Source organism: Chloroflexota bacterium (assembly GCA_016219275.1).
Classification (GTDB): Bacteria; Chloroflexota; Anaerolineae; order UBA4142; family UBA4142; genus JACRBM01.
The window spans coordinates 312357-329782 of sequence record JACRBM010000040.1 but is presented as its reverse complement, the minus strand read 5'-3'; the positions used below and the strand labels follow the sequence as shown (position 1 = coordinate 329782).

Below are 17426 nucleotides of genomic sequence, written 5' to 3'. Positions count from 1 at the left end.
TCCCTGGAAGAATTGCGCCAACGGATTTTGAAATTCATCGAGTACTTCAATCGCACGATGGCCAAGCCGTTTAAGTGGACCTATGCTGGCCGTCCATTAACGGTTTGAACTACCGAAGGATTTATGCCGAGCTGTACTAGTGGGAATTGGTACGACTAAACTATCGCTGTACTCTCCTTCTCGCAATACATGGGAAAAAATCACCGATGATGGCGCGCGTCCGGTTTGGTCCGCGGATGGTCAGAGCATTTATTTCATTGCCGGTACTGATCTGATGCGATTCGATCTCGGTACGCGGAAAACCATCCATGCAGGTTTGAGCGCGCCTGATTCAGGAACTGGCTTTGGATTCAGTCGTCCCTTGTCGGATGGACGTTTCTCGGATCCCATTGACATTATACCGAGCGACCAGGTTCTTTTATCGCCCCAAGCCGATAACGCGGCCATTGCCTATTCGGCAAGCATGAACGGTGAGCAGCTTGTCCCAGCAGTTGCAGTTCTGCACCGCTCGAATGGCGCGGTAATTCCATTACTGAAGAACTGTCACAGCTCGGCAGTTAAAATGGTTTGGTCTCCGAGTGGAGATAGAATTGCTTATCCGCTTCATGCGGATCCACCGGAAATTCGGATCTACGATGTGCAATCCGGTCAAACGCAAGTTGTGTTTCGCAATGATGTGTTCGACCATCTAAATAACTTGTCCTGGTCTCCGGACGGCAAATATCTTGTGTTCACGCGTGGAGATGGACGGGGTAGCCCGGCTCCAATCTGGATAATCTCGACAGATGGGGTAATGGGACAACAAATCCTGGGCGATGGATATTTGTCCAACTGGTCTCCCGATGGAAAGCGAATTTTATACAGTGGTCGAGACGGATGGTACATACTAAAAATCAATCCAACTGCGAACAAGGTGAAATAATCAAGATCGGTGATCTCATCAGTAGATAACGAGGATGAAATATGATTCCACTCCAGTATTTTTTGCTCGTCGGCGCGGCGCTGTTTTGTCTCGGTTTGTACGGCGCGCTCGCGCGACGCAATGCGATTGCGATTTTGATCGGCGTCGAGTTGATGCTGAACGCGGTGAACATCAACCTGGTCGCGTTCTGGCGCTACGTCAAACCGGCGGGTGACGTGTTCGATCTCGCCGGGCAAGTGTTCGCGTTGTTCGTCATCACGCTCGCCGCCGCCGAAGCCGCGATTGGTCTCGCGCTCGTCATCGCGATCTATCGCTCGCGCGATACGGTGAATGTCGAAGACGTTAATTTGATGAAGTGGTAAAAATTACCAATTACAAATTACCAATTCCCCAAAAGGTAATTAGTAATTGGTAAGTGGTAATTCTTGACCAGAGGCGTCAATGTTCAATTACGCATTCTTGATTCCAATTTTTCCGCTCGCCGTATTTTTGCTGATTGTGTTGTTTCTCAATCGCAACAATCGCGTCAGCGCGCTGACCGCCGTCGCCGGAATTTTCCTATCGGGTGTGTTCGCGTACGGCGTGTTGTACGAAGCCATCGGTAAGGGCGGCGAACTTGCCAAGCACCCGTTCTATCAACCGCTCCTTGGTTTCCTCGGCTTGCCAACCGGCAAGGAGAGCTTTACGGTTGGCGTGATGATTGATCCGCTCGCGGCAATCGTACTGTTTATGGTGACGACAGTCTGCTTGATGATCTTCATCTACAGCATCGGCTACATGCAGCACAGCCACACCGACGAGCACGGTCATCACCACGTCACCGACGACCCGCGTTACGCGCGATTCTTTGCGTACATCTCGCTCTTTGCCGGCGCGATGCTTGGCTTGGTGATTTCGTCCAACCTCATCGAGTTGTTCGTGTTCTGGGAAATCATGGGCTTGTGCTCGTACTTGCTCATCGGTTTCTGGTCTACCAAACTGCCGCATGAGCATCACATTGACGACGCGCAAACGGTGCGCGCGAAATTCGCCGCGCTCAAAGCGTTTATGACGACGCGCGTCGGCGATTCGATTTTCTTCGTCGGTATTTTGTTGCTCTACATCACCGCCGGCGATTTGAACTTCCCGGCGATCTTTACCGAAAAAAGTTTGCACCATCTCGCCGAAGCGCAAATCCTGGGAATCCCTGCCGTCACTGTCATCGCGTTATTGATCCTGGGTGGCACGGTCGGCAAATCGTCCCAGTTCCCGCTCCACGTCTGGCTGCCGGACGCGATGGAAGGTCCGACGCCGGTTAGTGCGCTCATTCACGCGGCGACGATGGTTTCCGCCGGCGTCTATTTGATCGCGCGCACGTTCCCGCTGTTCATCACCGCGGCAGAAATCGGTGGACCCGCTATGACGGTCGTTGCGCTCATCGGCGCGTTCACCGCGTTGTTCGCCGCGACGATTGGAGTTGCGCAGGACGACATCAAGCGCGTGCTCGCGTTCTCCACGATTTCGCAACTTGGGTTCATGGTTGCGGCGCTTGGCATCGGCGCGTACACGGCGGGCGCGTTCCATCTTATCACGCACGCGTTCTTCAAGGCGTTGCTCTTCCTCAGCGCGGGCGCGGTGATTCACGGCGTCGGTACGAACGATATGATGAACATGGGCGGCTTGAGAAAGAAAATGCCGATCACCGCGACGGTGTTTATCATCGGCGCGATTGCGCTCGCCGGCATTCCGCCACTCGCCGGGTTCTGGAGCAAGGACGAAATTCTCGCGCACGCGTTCGAGTTGGGATTTGGCGAACATCCGAACCCGGTCGCGCTCGCGGTGTTTGTGATGCTGGCGATTGCGGCGTTCTTTACCGCGTTCTACATGACGCGCCAAATTTTCCTCACGTTCTTTGGCGCGGGTCGCGATCATCACGTGGTCGAGCACGCGCACGAATCGCCGGTCGTGATGTGGGCGCCGCTCGCGGTGCTCGCGTTCTTCGCCGCGACGATTGGTTTCATGAACGCGTCGCCGCTCGGCATCGAATTCTTTGGCAAGTTCGTCGGCGAGAATGTGCTCGGCATCGCGGAGCACATGGAGCACACACCGTTCAATCCGATGGTCGCCGGGATGTCGGTCGGCATCGCATTCGTCGGCATCGCGCTTGGCTGGTTGTTGTACGGAATGAAACCGCTGGAACACGGTCAACGTGATCCATTGATGGCGCTCGGTCCGATTTGGAAACTGTTACGGAACAAGTACTATCTCGACGAAGTGTACGGTCTCGTCATCGCGCAGAAGGAAGGACCCGAAGGCAAGACCGGCACGGTGGACTCGGTGCGGATTCAAGCCGGCGTCGTCATCCAATTCTTTGGTTGGCTCGCGCAAGTGTGCTACGCGTTCGACAAAGCGATTGTGGATGGTCTCGTCAATCTCGCCGGCGCGATTGGGCGATTGCTCTCCGCGATCAGCGGTTGGATTGACAAGAACGTCGTGGATGGTCTCGTCAACCTGACCGGCTTTGTCACGACCGAACTGGGCGATGGATTGAAATTGATTCAGACCGGTCGCGTGCAAGCGTACCTGTTGCTCGCGATTACCGGCGCGGCAATTTTCGTGGTCTATTTCATGATTCGATAAAACCTGATCCCACCCCAGCCCTCCCCTTCGCAAGGGGAGGGTGTGGGAGGGGTAGGTCGGAGGAAACGTAGATGATTCCCTGGCTGACTTTATTGATTGTGTTGCCGCTCATTGGCGCAACGGCATTGCTCTTTTTCCCCAAAGGCGAGAAAGCGAATCCAACGATCAAGTGGTTCGCGATCCTTTGGAGTTTGATTCCCTTGGCGATTGCGGGGTACATCTGGTTTGTTTTGTACAATACCGGCAACGCCAAGATGCAACTTGAAGAATCCGTGATGTGGATTCAGTCGCTCAACGTCCGTTATCACGTCGGCATTGATGGATTGAGTATGCCGCTCGTGTTTCTCACGACGTTGCTGACGACGCTCTCGCTGTTTTATTCCAAGTACGTCATCAACGACCGCGTGCGCGAATTCTTCCTGATGTTTCTGCTACTCGAAACTGGCATGATCGGCGTGTTCCTTTCGCTCGATTTCTTCTTGTTCTACGTGTTCTGGGAACTGGGTCTCGTGCCGATGTACTTTCTCATCGCGATTTGGGGACATGCGGAAGACCGTCCGCAGTACTCGGCGATCAAGTTCTTTCTCTACACGCTCGCCGGTTCCGTGTTCATGCTCCTGGCGATCATCGCGATGTACATCACGACGTCGAGCGCGAGCACGCCGGGTACGTTCGACATCATCGAGCTGGCATCGCGCAAACCGTTCGCGAATGATTGGACGTTTGCCTCGCTCGCATTCTGGAGCATCTTTATCGCATTCGCGATCAAGGTCCCGCTCTTCCCGTTCCACACCTGGTTGCCCGACGCGCACACGGCTGCGCCGACCGCTGGCTCAGTCATCCTGGCAGGCATCCTGCTGAAACTGGGAACGTACGGCATCGTCCGCGTGCTCATCCCGATTTTCCCGCAAGTGTTCCAAGCGAACGCGACGATCATCGGCATCCTCGCGACGATCTCGATTGTGTACGGCGCACTCGCCGCGATGGCGCAAACCGATTTCAAACGCTTGATCGCGTACTCGTCCGTCAATCACATGGGCTATGTGATCCTGGGCATCGCGGCGGCGGTGGCGGCGGGCGGCGCGACATTAACCGACCGGAGTATCGCGCTCGACGGCGCGATCTTGCAAATGTTCAATCACGGCGTCATCACGGGATCGCTCTTTTTTATCGTCGGCATGTTGTACGAGCGCGCGCACACGCGCGATTTGAAAATGTTCGGCGGACTCGGCGCGAAGGTGCCGGTGTATGGCGGCATCCTGCTCGTCGCGACGTTTGCGTCGCTCGGCTTGCCGGGACTTGCCGGGTTCATCAGTGAGTTCATGGTGTTCCGCGGCGCGTTCGCAACGCTCGCGGTGCTCTCGACGATTTCGGTACTCGGCATCATCTTTGGCGCGGCGTTGTTGCTCTGGAAAGTGATTCAGAATGTTTTGCTCGGCACGTTCGACGAAGCCAAGTGGGACGCTCCGCACAAACATCTCACCGATCTCACGACGCCCGAAGTGCTCACACTCGCGCCACTCGTTTTCTTGATGGTGCTCATCGGTGTGTATCCGTCAGTGATTCTTAACACGATCAATACGATTTCGGTCGCGTTGATCAGCGCGTTCAAGTTTTAGTGCGATAGTGAGATAGTGAGATAGTGCGATAGTTGGATGAATAAACTATCGCACGATCGAACTATCGCACTAGCAAACTACGCGGAGTTTTTATGCCTGACATCAATACCTGGCTTTTGATTTCACCCGAACTGATTCTGACGGTCGTCGGTCTGTTGATCGTCGTCGTGGATTTGGTTTGGCGCGAGCAGAGCGAACCGGTTTTACCGTGGCTCGCCGTGCTGGGTTTTGCGCTCGCGCTCGGCGCGACGATAAATTACTGGGGCGCGAACCAGTCGTTATTCGCCGGAATGTACGCGGTGGACACGTACGCGTTGTTCTTCAAACTGATTAGCGCGTTAGCGGGTTTGCTCACCGTGTTGGTCTCGATCAGTTTCTTGAAGGGACGCACGCCATTCAAAGGCGACTTTTATTTCTTGCTCACGTACGCGGTGCTCGCGACGATGATGATGGCTAGTTCGACCAGTTTGTTGATGGTCTATCTCTCCATCGAGTTCCTGAGTTACACGTCGTACCTGCTCGCTGGATTTTTACGCGAGGACAAGAAATCGAACGAAGCGGCGATCAAGTACTTTTTGTACGGCGCGGTGACGAGCGCAGTGATGCTCTACGGTTTGTCGTTGCTCTATGGCATTTCCGGCTCGCTGAATCTCGCGGACATGGCACAGGTGTTTGCGACCGCGACCGACGCTTCGACGAGGGAACTGGGTCTCGTCGCGTTCGCGCTCGTGCTGGCGGGATTCGGCTTCAAGATTTCGGCGGTGCCGTTCCACCAATGGGCGCCCGATGTCTACGAAGGCGCGCCGACGCCAATTGTCGCGTTCCTCTCGGTCGGTTCGAAAGCCGCGGGCTTTGCGCTGTTGATGCGCGTCGCGTTGACCGCGTTCCCCGGTTTCCAAACCGAATGGGCGGCGTTGCTCTCAGTTGTTTCGATTATGACGATGACGCTCGGCAATCTCGTCGCATTGCAACAAAAGAACATCAAGCGTTTGCTCGCGTACTCGTCCATCGCGCAAGCCGGCTATATTTTGATCGGCTTGGTCAGCGTGAAGCTCGGCGGCGCGTCGCCATTCGCCGGGTTGAACGGCGTGTTGATCTATCTCGCGGCGTACCTATTCACGAACTTGGGCGCGTTCATCGTCGTCGTCGCGATTGAAAGCGCGACCGGCGCGGTCGAAATTCCCGAGTACGCCGGACTGATTAAGCGCGCGCCTTTGCTCGCCGCGTTGCTCGTGATCTTTTTCCTCTCGCTCGCCGGCATTCCGCCGACGGCGGGGTTCATCGGCAAGTTCTTTGTGTTCGGCGCGGCGCTCAAAGAAGGATACCTGGCTCTCGCCGCCATCGGCGTTGTGAACAGCGTCGTCAGCGTCTTCTACTATTTCTCGGTCGTGCGCGCCGCGTTCTTCGATGCGCCCAAGACCGCCGAGCCGATTCGCGTGCCGATGGTTGTGACCGCATCGGTCGTGGCGTGCGCGGCAGTCGTGCTCTTGCTCGCCGTGTTCCCGCAACAACTGATTGACCTTGCCGCGTGGGGTATGCGAATGGTTGCGGTGGCGAAGCCGTAGTGATTTTGTGAAGAAGCAATCTCTGGAAACAGAGGTTGCTTTTTTCTTCGACGTTGTTTAGGAAATCAACCAACCTTCCCAAGGTTGGTTGCCGAAATGGAGTAGACAAAATGAATCGCAAGGTGCTGATCGGAATCGTCGTCGTTATCGTCGCGTGTGTCTTGATCGTCTGTTGTACGATCGCGGTACTTCTTTTACTGGGTCCGCAAATTGGCAACGTGTTCTCGCGTGTGACGAGCGGTCTGCAATAACAGGAGGAGGGATGCGCGAGCGTCAAGGTTGTCTTGCCGGTCTGCTCGAATTATTCTTGCTCGGCAAGATTTTTGATTGGTTGCAAGACAATTTCGGTTTCCGCCGAGGATGTTCGGGATTTGGATGCGGCATCATTTTGTTGTGCATCTTTTTATTCCTGGCGTGCAACATCATTACCGGCACAGATTGGTTCAAATTGCTGAGATAACGAGCGTCAAGCACATTGCGGCTCGTCGTGGCAGTTTGTCATAACATATTCAAGGAGGCACAAAGCATGAACCACTTGCGTAAGCTCGGTCTGTCCGCATTCCTCGTTGGTACGATCCTCTGTTTCGCAATCTTGTTTCTCGGCGCGAGTACGTCCAATGCCGCGCCATCCCTGCAAGCGAGTCCCACTCCGCGCTTGTTGGAGATGCGCTACGTTCCCGATTCACGTCCGATTCGGATTCCGGCTCCGCGCGGCTTTAATCCCAAGGTTCGCGCGCCAAACGCGATGACGATCAACATCAACTATATCACCGGTTCGGGATCGTACGGAGACAACTGTATCGCTTGGCCCGCCAACGCCCAAACAGCTTTTTCTTACGCAGCCAGTCTTGCCGCCGCGCGGTTCAATTCCACTGTGGCTACGACCATCAATGCGTGTTGGGCGGACAACCTGGCTCCTGGGGTGCTGGGACATGGCGCGCCGACCACCTTTTACCGCGATTTTCCCGGCGCACCAGTCGCAAACACCTGGTATGCCTACCCCTTCGCGAATGCGCTTGCCGGTTCCGATCTGAATGTGTCCACCAACGAAATCTACATCGGCTACAGCAATGCCTTTACCTGGTACTATGGCACGGATGCGAACCCGCCCAGCGGTCAGACCGACCTGGTGAGCGTGGCGTTCCACGAAATTCTCCACGGCTTGGGATTTCTCGGCTCGTTCGCTTATGGCACGACGAGTTGTGGCTCCGCCAACTCTGGCTGTTGGGGCATGAGTGGGTATCCAACTATTTATGATCGTTCTGTATACAATGGCTCCAGTCAGTTGCTCATCAGCAGTTTCGTCAATCCTTCCGCCGCGCTGGGAAGCCAATTGACAAGCAACAACCTTTACTTTCAAGGTACGAATGCCACCGCCGCGAATGGCGGCAACTATGCTAAAATCTACGCACCGTCTACCTACAGTTCTGGGTCAAGCATCTCGCACCTCGACTATAACGCGTACAGCGCCAGCGAGTTGATGGTCTATGCGATTGGCAGTGGGCAAGCCAAGCACAGCCCCGGACCGGTCACGATGGGTTTGATGCGCGACCTGGGTTGGCCCCCCGCGACTACGACCCGGCACGTGACGAACGCGAACAATTCCGGCGCTGGTTCATTGCGCCAAGCCATTCTGGACGCCTCTGCCGGCGACACGATTGTTTTCGATGGCGACTATACGATCAATCTATCGAGCGAAGTGGTGATTGACCGCGACGTGGTGATTGATGGAACCGGTCGCACGATCACGGTGAGCGGCGGCAGCAGTGTGCGCGTCTTTTCCACGGTCGCCGGCACTAGTGTGACGTTGAATCGGTTGAATATTACTCAGGGCAGCACCAGTGGCAATGGCGCGGGCGTTAGCAACAGCGGCGCGTTGCGCGTGACCAACAGTACGTTCTCGAACAATAACGCCAGTACCTCGAACGGCGGCGGCATCTACAACGACGGCACGTTGAACATCATCAACAGTACCTTCACCGCGAATAACGCGTCCCAGGGTGGCGGCATCTACAACGTGACGAACCGATTGGCGGAAATAACCAACAGCACGTTGTCCGGCAACACGGCTACCAACGGCGGCGGCGTGTATGGCGCGGGTCCTTACCGAATCAATAATTCGATCATTGCGAATCATGGCGCGGCGGGCAATTGCGGCGGCACCTACTACACCGGCGTTAGTGGCAATGTGCATTGGGGCGACGAGAGTTGTCCCGGCGCGACCAGCGGCGATCCCAAACTTGGCGCGCTCGCGAATAATGGCGGCGGTTCGCAAACGATGAAACTTGGACCTGAAAGCGCGGCGATTGACGCGGCGACCGTCGCCAATTGCCCCACGACCGATCAGCGTGGACAGACGCGCGACGATTTGAATTGTGATGCGGGCGCGTACGAATTGAAAATCGCCGATGGCAACTGGGTTCAGCGTGGGGTGAGCAGTTCCGCACAGACAACATTCGGACCGACGGTGTCCGGCATCCAGCGCGATGCGAGTTTTACTGACCCAGGTATCATCACCGTAACTAAACAGACTAGTTGGACTGGCGGCACGCCGAGCAATACATTGGGCGCGTGGTGGAGCATTTCGCCGACGGTGAGCAGTGGAATCAGTCTCACGCTTAGATTGTGCTACACCACCGCGGAATTGGGCGGGTTGTCGGAGGCGAGTCTCCGGTTCTGGCGATACAGTGGCGCATCATGGACGGATGCCGGCGCGCCGCCCAGCGCGCCCAGCGGCAATTGCGCCACGTTACCGGGCGTTACGCAATTGAGTCGGTGGACGCTCGCGACGAGCAATCCAAACAATGTGCCCACGGCAGTCACGCTTTCGTCGCTCAATGCTCGCGAGGACGAAGCATCGGGGTGGTTCGCGATTGGTGGTTTCAGCGCGATGCTGGTCGGCGCGCTCGCATTCGTGTTCGCGCGGCGTCGAGTCGTTCGATGAGTGCGATCTAAAATCGAAACGCGGTTCGCTGAAATTTTCGGCGAACCGCGTTTTTTTATCAACCTCATCCCACCACGCACAATTCTTTCAGATCATCAAACACGGGCGTGAACATTTCGACCGCTTGCGCCAAGCCGATTTGCATCACGTGGCGAATGTGCGGATGTGCGTTCGGCGCACAGCGCAACGCGAACAGGTGATGCCACTCGCGCAAGTTCGCGGTCACAACAATTTCCGCCTTGAGGTCGTTGGGCAAAACTCCGCGCGCGATTTGCGGCGACGCACCGCGTTGAATCAATTCCAGGTATGCTTGCTCCGATGATTCCATAGTCGCGCGCCAAATCTCCCTGTCCGCTTCGCCGAGTTCGCGCGGCGCGACGACGGTGATCTCGCCGCCGAACTTGCCCTTGTTGTAATTGCAATAGCGGGTGCTCTCTTGCGAAAACGACGCGATGCGATGGCGCACGAGTTCGTGCGTCACGCCGCGATTCGTGACGATGTGCGCGGTCATCGTCGCGTGTTCGATCACCGACCAGTGATTTTTCTGCATCAACATCTGGATGAAACGATGATAACTGTCGGGCGTGACGCGGTCTTCGGACTTGTAACACACGCGTCCGGCGAATTCGACGCGGCGGAGCATTGCCAGCGCGTCGTCTTTCGATTGCGGATTGAGAATCGTGAAAGCCGGTTCGACGATGATCATCGTTTATCCTCAGGCGATTTTCCACGAAGGACACGAAGATCACGAAGAAAAAACAAAACTTGGTGCTCCTTCGTGTCCTTCGTGGGTAAAGAAACTTTGCTTCTCGCGCAACGGTTTAAGCGGGTGGTTCCGCGAGAATCGTGCGCGTGCGAAGTTGCGTTTTGTGATCGAACACGTGGTACTTGCGGAATGTGAGCCATGCCTGGTCGCCGGTGCGAAACTCTGCCGCGATGGGCACGGACGCGACGACCTGGTCATCGCCGACGGCGAGCGTCAAGATCGCGATGCTTTTGAGCGCCAGGTTTTGCCGGTTACGAACAGTCGCCTGGATCGCATTCTCGCGTGGCTCGCGCGTGACGAGCACATCTTCCGAACGTGCGCCGACCTTGTCGCCGGAGAATTCGGACACGACACGCGCGCCGGCAACCCAGTTGATCGGCGGCGTCTCGACGTTGAGATGGAGAAATTCCGCGATGAACACATTCTTGGGACGATTGTAAATGTCTTCGTACGTGCCGGTCTGCTCGATGCGTCCGGTATCCATGATCGCGATAATATCGGCGAGGATGAATGCTTCTTGTTGATCGTGCGTGACGTAGACCGTCGTCACGTTGAATTGTGTGAGCAGCGTTTTCAAGTTCACGCGATATTTCTCGCGCAGTTTCGGATCGAGATTCGAGAACGGCTCGTCGAGCAGAAACACGACCGGGTCGCGTGTGATACACCGTCCGAGCGCGACGCGTTGGCGTTCGCCACCGGACAAGGTGCTCGGCATCCGGTCTTGGAGGTACTCGATCTCGACGCCGAGCAATTCGCTCGTGCGTTTGTACTTGGCTTGCGCCTCTGCATTCAAGGTTGGCGTTTTCTTCTTGAAGAAAAAGTACGAGAGGATGTTGGTCTTGCTAGTCAGGTGCGGATAGAGCGCGTACCCTTGAAACAAAAATCCGATCCCGCGTTGACCGGGCGGCACATCTTGCATGTTGGTGCCGTTGTACAGAATTTCGCCGGCATCCGGCTCGATCAACCCCGCGATCATTTTGAGAATCGTCGTTTTGCCGCACCCGCTCGGACCCAGGATGACAAGTGTCTTCGCGTGCGGAACCGTGAGGTTGAGATTTTCGATTGCGAACGGGCGGCGCGCGGCAGGCAAATCGCGCGATGGGAAGGGGAACGTAAGCGCTGGCTTGCGCGCGTCGAATGCTTTGCTAATGTGGACGAGTTCGATTTTTGCCATTGGTTTTGTCTCAGGTTGAAGTGACTGTATTTTACTCCAATCACGCGGAAATAGCGAGATCAAAAAGCAACCTTCGACTCAAAGGTCACGTGGTTGTTCCCAAGAGCTAGGGGCGTTCTTCGCGATGTTGCTTCAATGCCGGTGTGCGTTGCTTGCGTTGGTACGATTCTAGTTCCTGGAATGCGACGATGGGTCTGCCGCGGTACTTGGCGTACTCGGCTACAAACTCTGGGATGCCGATATACGGTCCTGCGATGTGACCTGGGCGCTTGGAGTCGGCAAAAAAATAATAGTTCCCGTCTCGCCGAAAAGAGGTGAGCCAGTGTAGGCGCAACGTGTTGCCATCCAGCTCGACTGGCGTGAACTCAATCATCAAATAGTTGGGCTTGACAGCCGGCGCGATGTGTCGGAGGGTTTCGACGGCAAAGCGAGACAGGTCAACGCACACTCCTGAAGGGGCGGCGAAGAAATCGTGTGGCTCGTAGATGGATAATTGACCGGACCTGTTTCGCTGGGTCTCAGATAGTGCCATTGCTCGCGCCATGTCATAAGTGAACCTGGCACCGATCCACGCGTTGATGTCTTCGGGAGTTTGCCATACCTGCAAAGCTTGTTGGTATGTTACGGCATCCTTGAAAGACGCAACTTGCGGTCTCGGAATTTCCGGCGCATCCGAGGTGGGGTCAGCGGTTTCGGAAAATGTACCGCACCCAGCCGCGAACGCCAGGAATAGTAGGATCAGTACTTTAGGCATGTGACTTTTCAAGCGGAGGAGTATCTGCACAAGATTCCAGGCGACTCTATTTTACTCCAATCGCGTGGAAATAGCGAAATCAAAAAGCGACCCTCGCATATCGAAGGTCGCTTGTTTGTGCCGACGAGTGGAGTCGGACCACTGACCAAGGGCTTATGAGTCCCCTGCTCTACCACTGAGCTACGTCGGCAAACGAATCCGTAACCCGATTATACTGATTCAAGTTGGCGTGTCAAATTCAAATTCGTGGTGACTGTTCCCAACCTTGCGAAGGTTGCGAAAACGCATTTCAAATCGAGACACCGCGCGAACCTTCGTAAGGTTGAGCGGTTACAATTCGTCGCTTTACGTTTTCGCCGTGTACGCGCGCAGCGCGTCGAGCGCCCGCGCGTATTCGCGTTCCACACGCGCGGTCGGATCCGCGCCGTTCTGTTTGCCGCTCCGCACTGCTTCTTCGATCTCTTTGCACACATCCGCGAGCACGTGCGCGCCGAGGTTCGCACTCGCCGATTTCAAGGTGTGCGCCGCGCGGCGCATCGCATCCGCATCATGATTCGACGCGGCTTGGCGGATCGCTTCGATGAGCGACGGCGCGTTCACTTGAAACAGGTTCACCAGTTCGATCAGCGGTTCCATGTCGCCGTCCGTTACCTCGCGCAAATCGGTAAGCAAATGCGCGTCGAGCACATCGGCAGTTGGTTGTGCGGTTGCCGGTTCGGGATTTGCAATCTCCACGAGTGGCGTGGCGCGTTCGAGCGCGCGCGCTAATTCCTCCACGCGCACCGGCTTGGTGATGTAATCATCCATGCCCGCCGCAAGACAAATCTCGCGGTCGCCTTGCATCGCCTCCGCGGTCATCGCGATGATGCGCGGTTGCTGCGCGGGATCGAACTCGGCGCGGATGCGTCGCGTCGCATCGAGTCCGTCCAACTCCGGCATTTGCACATCCATCAACACCACGTCGTACGTTTGTCGGCGCAACGCGTCGAGCGTTTCCAAGCCGTTGCCGGCGACATCGGCGCGATACCCCATCTTTTGCAAAATGAGCAACGCGACTTTTTGATTCACCAAGTTATCTTCGGCGAGGAGAAGGCGGAGCGGATGCCGCGTCCCCATCGTCGCATCCATTTGCGGTTGCGCGGCGAGTTGCGGCGCGCGCACGGGACGTTTCGCAAACACGTCCACCAGTGCGTTGTACAATTGCGATGCCTTGATCGGTTTGGACAAGTACGCGGCAAAGCGGACGTTGGTCGCGCCTTCCGCTTCGGCGCGACTGCCGATGGAGGTGAGCATGACCAACGGCAACGCGTTCGCATCGCGCTGCTTGCGGATTTCGGCGGCAAGCGTCAAGCCATCCATCTCCGGCATTTGCATATCGAGAATCGCAATGTCGAAGCGGTCGCCGCGCTGAATCAGCGCGAGCGCCTCGGCACCCGAAGCCGCCGTCGTCGGCGTCATGCCCCAGGCGCGCAGTTGCAAATCTATGATCTTGCGATTGGTGGCGTTGTCGTCCACGATGAGCGCGCGCAATCCGGAAAGTTGCGGTTGAATCGAACGCAAATTCAAATTGGGTTGGTGCGGTGAGGCAAGCGCGCGAATCGTAAAGTGGAACGTGGTGCCTTCGCCGGGTACGCCGGTGCTTTCGACCCACATCGCGCCGCCCATCATTTCCGCGAGCCGTTTGCTGATGACGAGACCCAGTCCGGTGCCGCCATACCGGCGCGTCGTCGAAGCGTCTACCTGGCTGAACGATTTGAACAGGCGATCCATCCGGTCGGGGGGAATGCCGATCCCGGAATCCTTGACGGCGAAATGCAAATCGTACATGTTCTCGGCGGGCGCGGTTCCAGTTACCGCGATGATGACTTCGCCGGTGTCGGTGAACTTGACGGCGTTGCCGAGCAGGTTGACCAAAATTTGGCGCAAGCGCGTGATGTCGCCGATGATCGCTTCGGGCACACTCGCGTCAATCGTGTACGCCAGGTCCAATCCTTTTTGCGAGGCGCGCGCCGCGAGCAGATCGAGCGCCTCCTCGGCGCACCGCGCGACCTCGAAGGGTTGACGTTCGAGTTCGAGACGTCCTGATTCGATCTTGGAGAAATCGAGAATGTCGTTGATGATTGCGAGGAGCGCATCGCCGCTCGCGCGAATCGTTTGGCAAAAGTCGCGTTGTTGCTCGGTGAGCGGCGTGTCGAGGAGCAGACTCGTCATGCCGATGACCGCGTTCATCGGCGTGCGGATTTCGTGGCTCATGTTCGCGAGAAATTCGCTCTTGGCGCGGGTCGCGGCTTCGGCGGTGTCTTTCGCCGCGCGCAGTTCTTCTTCCGCGCACTTGCGTTCGGTCATATCGCGCGAGATGCCGAGCAAGCCGGTGATGTTGCCGGCAATGTCGCGCAAGGGCACTTTGGTCGTCAAGCGCCAGCGCATTTCGCAGGTGACGGGATCCGCCGAATTTTCTTCGCGATTGACGATGGTCAGTCCGTCGCGGAGCACCTTGGCGTCGTCGGCGCGGACGCGTTCGGCAAACTCGGAATCGAAAAGGTCGGCAGCAGTTTTGCCGAGGATGCCGTGCGTTTGGTCAAAGCCGAGAAAGCGCATGTGCTCGCGATTGCTAAAGACGTAGCGTCCGGTGGGGTCTTTGATGAACACCATCGCCGGTAAATTTTCGAGAATCGTGTTGAGTTGGTTGCGTTCGTCGGCGAGTTTGCGTTCGATCGCTTTGCGCGCGGTAATGTCTTCTTTCACCGCGAGGTAATGCGTGATCTTGCCATGTTCGTCGGTGACGGCAGAGATGGAGGCGGATTCCCAGTATAGTTCGCCGTTCTTTTTCTTGTTGTGAAATTCGCCGCGCCATTGTCCGCCCGCGCTGATCTGTTGCCACAAGCGCGCGTACTCCTCGGGGGGCGTTTCGCCGGATTTCAAAATGCGCGGATTCTGACCCAGGGCTTCCGCCAGGGTATAGCCGGTCACCTCCGTGAATTCCGGATTGGCGTACTCGATGGCTCCCTGGGTGTCGGTGATGACGATGGAGACGGGACTCTGCTCGACGGCGCGCGAGAGTTGGCGCAGACGTTCTTCGACTTGTTTGCGTTCGGTGATGTCGCTGAATACGGCAAGCGTGCCCACATACGCGCCGTCTTCGATCCGCGGTTGACCACTGACCATCACGGTCAAGCGCCGTCCGTCTTGGCGCAGTACCTCCACCTCGTAGCGACCGCTCGCGCCAGCGGCGCGTTGTTGATTGGTTTGTTCGATGTGCGTGTGTTGGTCGGGCGCGATGAAACCACTCCAGTGCATTCCAATCAATTCGGATGGCGCGTAACCGAGGATCGCGCACGCGGCGGGATTGGCAAAAACGACGTGCCCCTCGGTGTCGTCCATCATGATGCCTTCGCCGATGCTTTGCACGATGTTCTCGTTGAAATGCGCCAGACGGTCGAGGCGCGTTTCCATTTCCTTGCGTTCGGTAATATCGAGCGCCATGCCGACGATGCCGGCGAGATTGCCGTGCGCGTCGGTGTATGTGGCTTTGTTGAGAAGAATGTCGCGCGCGTCGCCGTCCGCGCGGCGCGCGCGCGCTTCGTGTTGTTGCGCGCCCGTTTGCGCGAGCAACGCGTGGTCGAGCGCGGTGTACTGCTCGGCGATTTCCTGGGGATGAATGTCATACGCGGTTTTGCCGATCAAGTCCGCGGCGGTGACGCCGTAAAATTCTTCGTACGCGCGATTGCATCCGCGATACGCGCCGCGCGTGTCTTTGTAATAGACCGGCGCCGGAATCGTGTCAATCAGTTTTTGCATGAAATCGTACTGTTGATGGAGCGTTTGCTCTGCCATGCGGCGGTGCACGATGGCGCGCGCCAACATATACGCGATGGATGCCAAGATGAGCAACCCGATCACGGCACGCGGCAACAAGCTCAGGAGCGCCTGATTGGATTGCGCGTCAAACACGGCTTGCGGAATGTGCGTGACGATTTTCCACGTGTACTGGCGCGCGGTGAGTTGCGCGCGGCTCGTCGCTAACGCTTCGCCAGCGGCGGTGCTCGCTTGCAAACCGTCCAAGAGTGGATGAACGGTTACAAATGTGAACAATCCATCCGAGGTAAAAAATTGTCCTTGTTCCGCGTGGCTGATTTGCGACCAGGCATCGGGATACGTGTTGCCAAAGGTGCGGGTTTGCCGGTCGGGAAACACAAAGCCCCACTCGTCTTGGTGCGTGGGTCCCTTGAGCCAGTACCCATCCGCATTGAGTAGCATAACCGTGCCGGCGCTAGGCGCGCTGATATGACTCAGCATGGTCAACAGGTCGGCGCCGAAATAATTCAGCATCACCACACCAATTTTGCGTCCCTGTGCGTCGAATACCGGCGTGCCGAAGCGAATCAGTGGTTTGAGCGGCTCTTCAATCTGATCGCCGGCGGTGTTTAGAGCGAGCGGGGAGACGTACACTTCGCTGTTATTCAGGTCAAGGGCATTGCGAAAATGATACCGTTGTTCTTTGGACTGGGGTTGATCCAAAGTCGCGATGAGCGGCGCGCCATGGTTATAGTTGATGGCGATGAGTTCCATCCCGGTCAGGTTCATCAACCGAATCTGATCGTACATGCGTTTCTGTTTGGCAAAGAGCAAAAATTCGCTAGCGAGTTCCGCGTTGTCCAATGCGTGACCTTGAATTTCTGGCAACTCGGCGAGATAATATAGATCGGAGAGAATTCGCTCAAAGCTAGTCGCGAGTCCTTGGCGCGCCAGGTCGAGTGTGTGCGTCTCATTTTCGCCGATCAGCGTCGTCGCGTTGCGTACATCGCTAGAGTGCGCAAAGCCGGCAGCGATGGCGAGGACGAGCGCGAGCGTCAAGAAAACCTGGAGGAATCGTTTGATGAACATTCGGAAATCTAGCCGTTCTGGGACTTGCTGAAATGGCGCCATGCGATGCTCCTTCGCGCGAGGCGAGCTAATCATTCTGGTTCAAATTGTACAGAATCGTCGGCGGGATGGATATAAGGTGATGGTCATGAGAGCGCAGTACTTGATTTGCGGAGAAGGCGCCAGGGTATGTGCAAAGT

General features: G+C 56.5%; 12 protein-coding genes and 1 tRNA gene. 8 read left to right on the top strand and 5 right to left on the bottom strand.

Features of this window, described 5'->3' with window-relative positions; all coding sequences use genetic code 11:
- The first annotated feature begins 139 nt into the window (after positions 1 to 139).
- From HY868_10585 to HY868_10550, 8 genes are all read left to right on the top strand, one after another.
- Positions 140 to 922 carry a PD40 domain-containing protein gene (locus HY868_10585; GenBank protein MBI5302575.1) on the top strand — a complete coding sequence of 261 codons (783 nt, stop codon included), beginning with the start codon at positions 140 to 142 and terminating at the stop codon, positions 920 to 922.
- A 44-nt stretch (positions 923 to 966) separates the two neighbouring features.
- Complete coding sequence (gene nuoK / locus HY868_10580) at positions 967 to 1284, top strand: NADH-quinone oxidoreductase subunit NuoK (GenBank protein MBI5302574.1); 318 nt, start codon at positions 967 to 969, stop codon at positions 1282 to 1284.
- 79 nt (positions 1285 to 1363) lie between these two features.
- Positions 1364 to 3541 carry an NADH-quinone oxidoreductase subunit L gene (gene nuoL, locus HY868_10575; protein ID MBI5302573.1) on the top strand — a complete coding sequence of 726 codons (2178 nt, stop codon included), beginning with the start codon at positions 1364 to 1366 and terminating at the stop codon, positions 3539 to 3541.
- Between the two features lie 71 nt (positions 3542 to 3612).
- Positions 3613 to 5160: an NADH-quinone oxidoreductase subunit M gene (locus tag HY868_10570; GenBank protein MBI5302572.1), complete on the top strand. Its 1548-nt coding sequence runs from the start codon at positions 3613 to 3615 to the stop codon at positions 5158 to 5160.
- A gap of 92 nt (positions 5161 to 5252) precedes the next feature.
- The gene (locus tag HY868_10565) at positions 5253 to 6725 is read left to right on the top strand and encodes an NADH-quinone oxidoreductase subunit N (protein MBI5302571.1); all 1473 of its coding nucleotides are present in this window, start codon (positions 5253 to 5255) and stop codon (positions 6723 to 6725) included.
- A 110-nt stretch (positions 6726 to 6835) separates the two neighbouring features.
- The gene (locus tag HY868_10560; protein ID MBI5302570.1) at positions 6836 to 6976 is read left to right on the top strand and encodes a hypothetical protein; all 141 of its coding nucleotides are present in this window, start codon (positions 6836 to 6838) and stop codon (positions 6974 to 6976) included.
- Between the two features lie 11 nt (positions 6977 to 6987).
- Positions 6988 to 7185, top strand: a complete 198-nt coding sequence (locus HY868_10555; GenBank protein MBI5302569.1) for a hypothetical protein — start codon at positions 6988 to 6990, stop codon at positions 7183 to 7185.
- Positions 7186 to 7251: 66 nt separating this feature from the next.
- On the top strand, positions 7252 to 9669 hold the full coding sequence (locus tag HY868_10550) for a hypothetical protein (protein MBI5302568.1): 2418 nt from the start codon (positions 7252 to 7254) through the stop codon (positions 9667 to 9669).
- A gap of 64 nt (positions 9670 to 9733) precedes the next feature.
- Here HY868_10550 and thyX read toward each other — a convergent pair whose 3' ends face one another.
- The 5 genes from thyX to HY868_10525 form a co-directional block, all read right to left on the bottom strand.
- On the bottom strand, positions 9734 to 10375 hold the full coding sequence (thyX, locus tag HY868_10545) for an FAD-dependent thymidylate synthase (GenBank protein ID MBI5302567.1): 642 nt from the start codon (positions 10373 to 10375) through the stop codon (positions 9734 to 9736).
- A gap of 115 nt (positions 10376 to 10490) precedes the next feature.
- Positions 10491 to 11609 (bottom strand): ABC transporter ATP-binding protein, encoded by a 1119-nt coding sequence (locus HY868_10540; GenBank protein MBI5302566.1) that lies wholly within the window; start codon positions 11607 to 11609, stop codon positions 10491 to 10493.
- Positions 11610 to 11715: 106 nt separating this feature from the next.
- Positions 11716 to 12363: a hypothetical protein gene (locus HY868_10535; GenBank protein MBI5302565.1), complete on the bottom strand. Its 648-nt coding sequence runs from the start codon at positions 12361 to 12363 to the stop codon at positions 11716 to 11718.
- A 118-nt stretch (positions 12364 to 12481) separates the two neighbouring features.
- Positions 12482 to 12553 (bottom strand) — tRNA-Met (locus tag HY868_10530).
- A 155-nt stretch (positions 12554 to 12708) separates the two neighbouring features.
- A complete protein-coding gene (locus tag HY868_10525; GenBank protein ID MBI5302564.1) occupies positions 12709 to 17289 on the bottom strand; it encodes a PAS domain S-box protein in 4581 nt (1526 codons plus the stop codon).
- Positions 17290 to 17426: the final 137 nt, after the last annotated feature.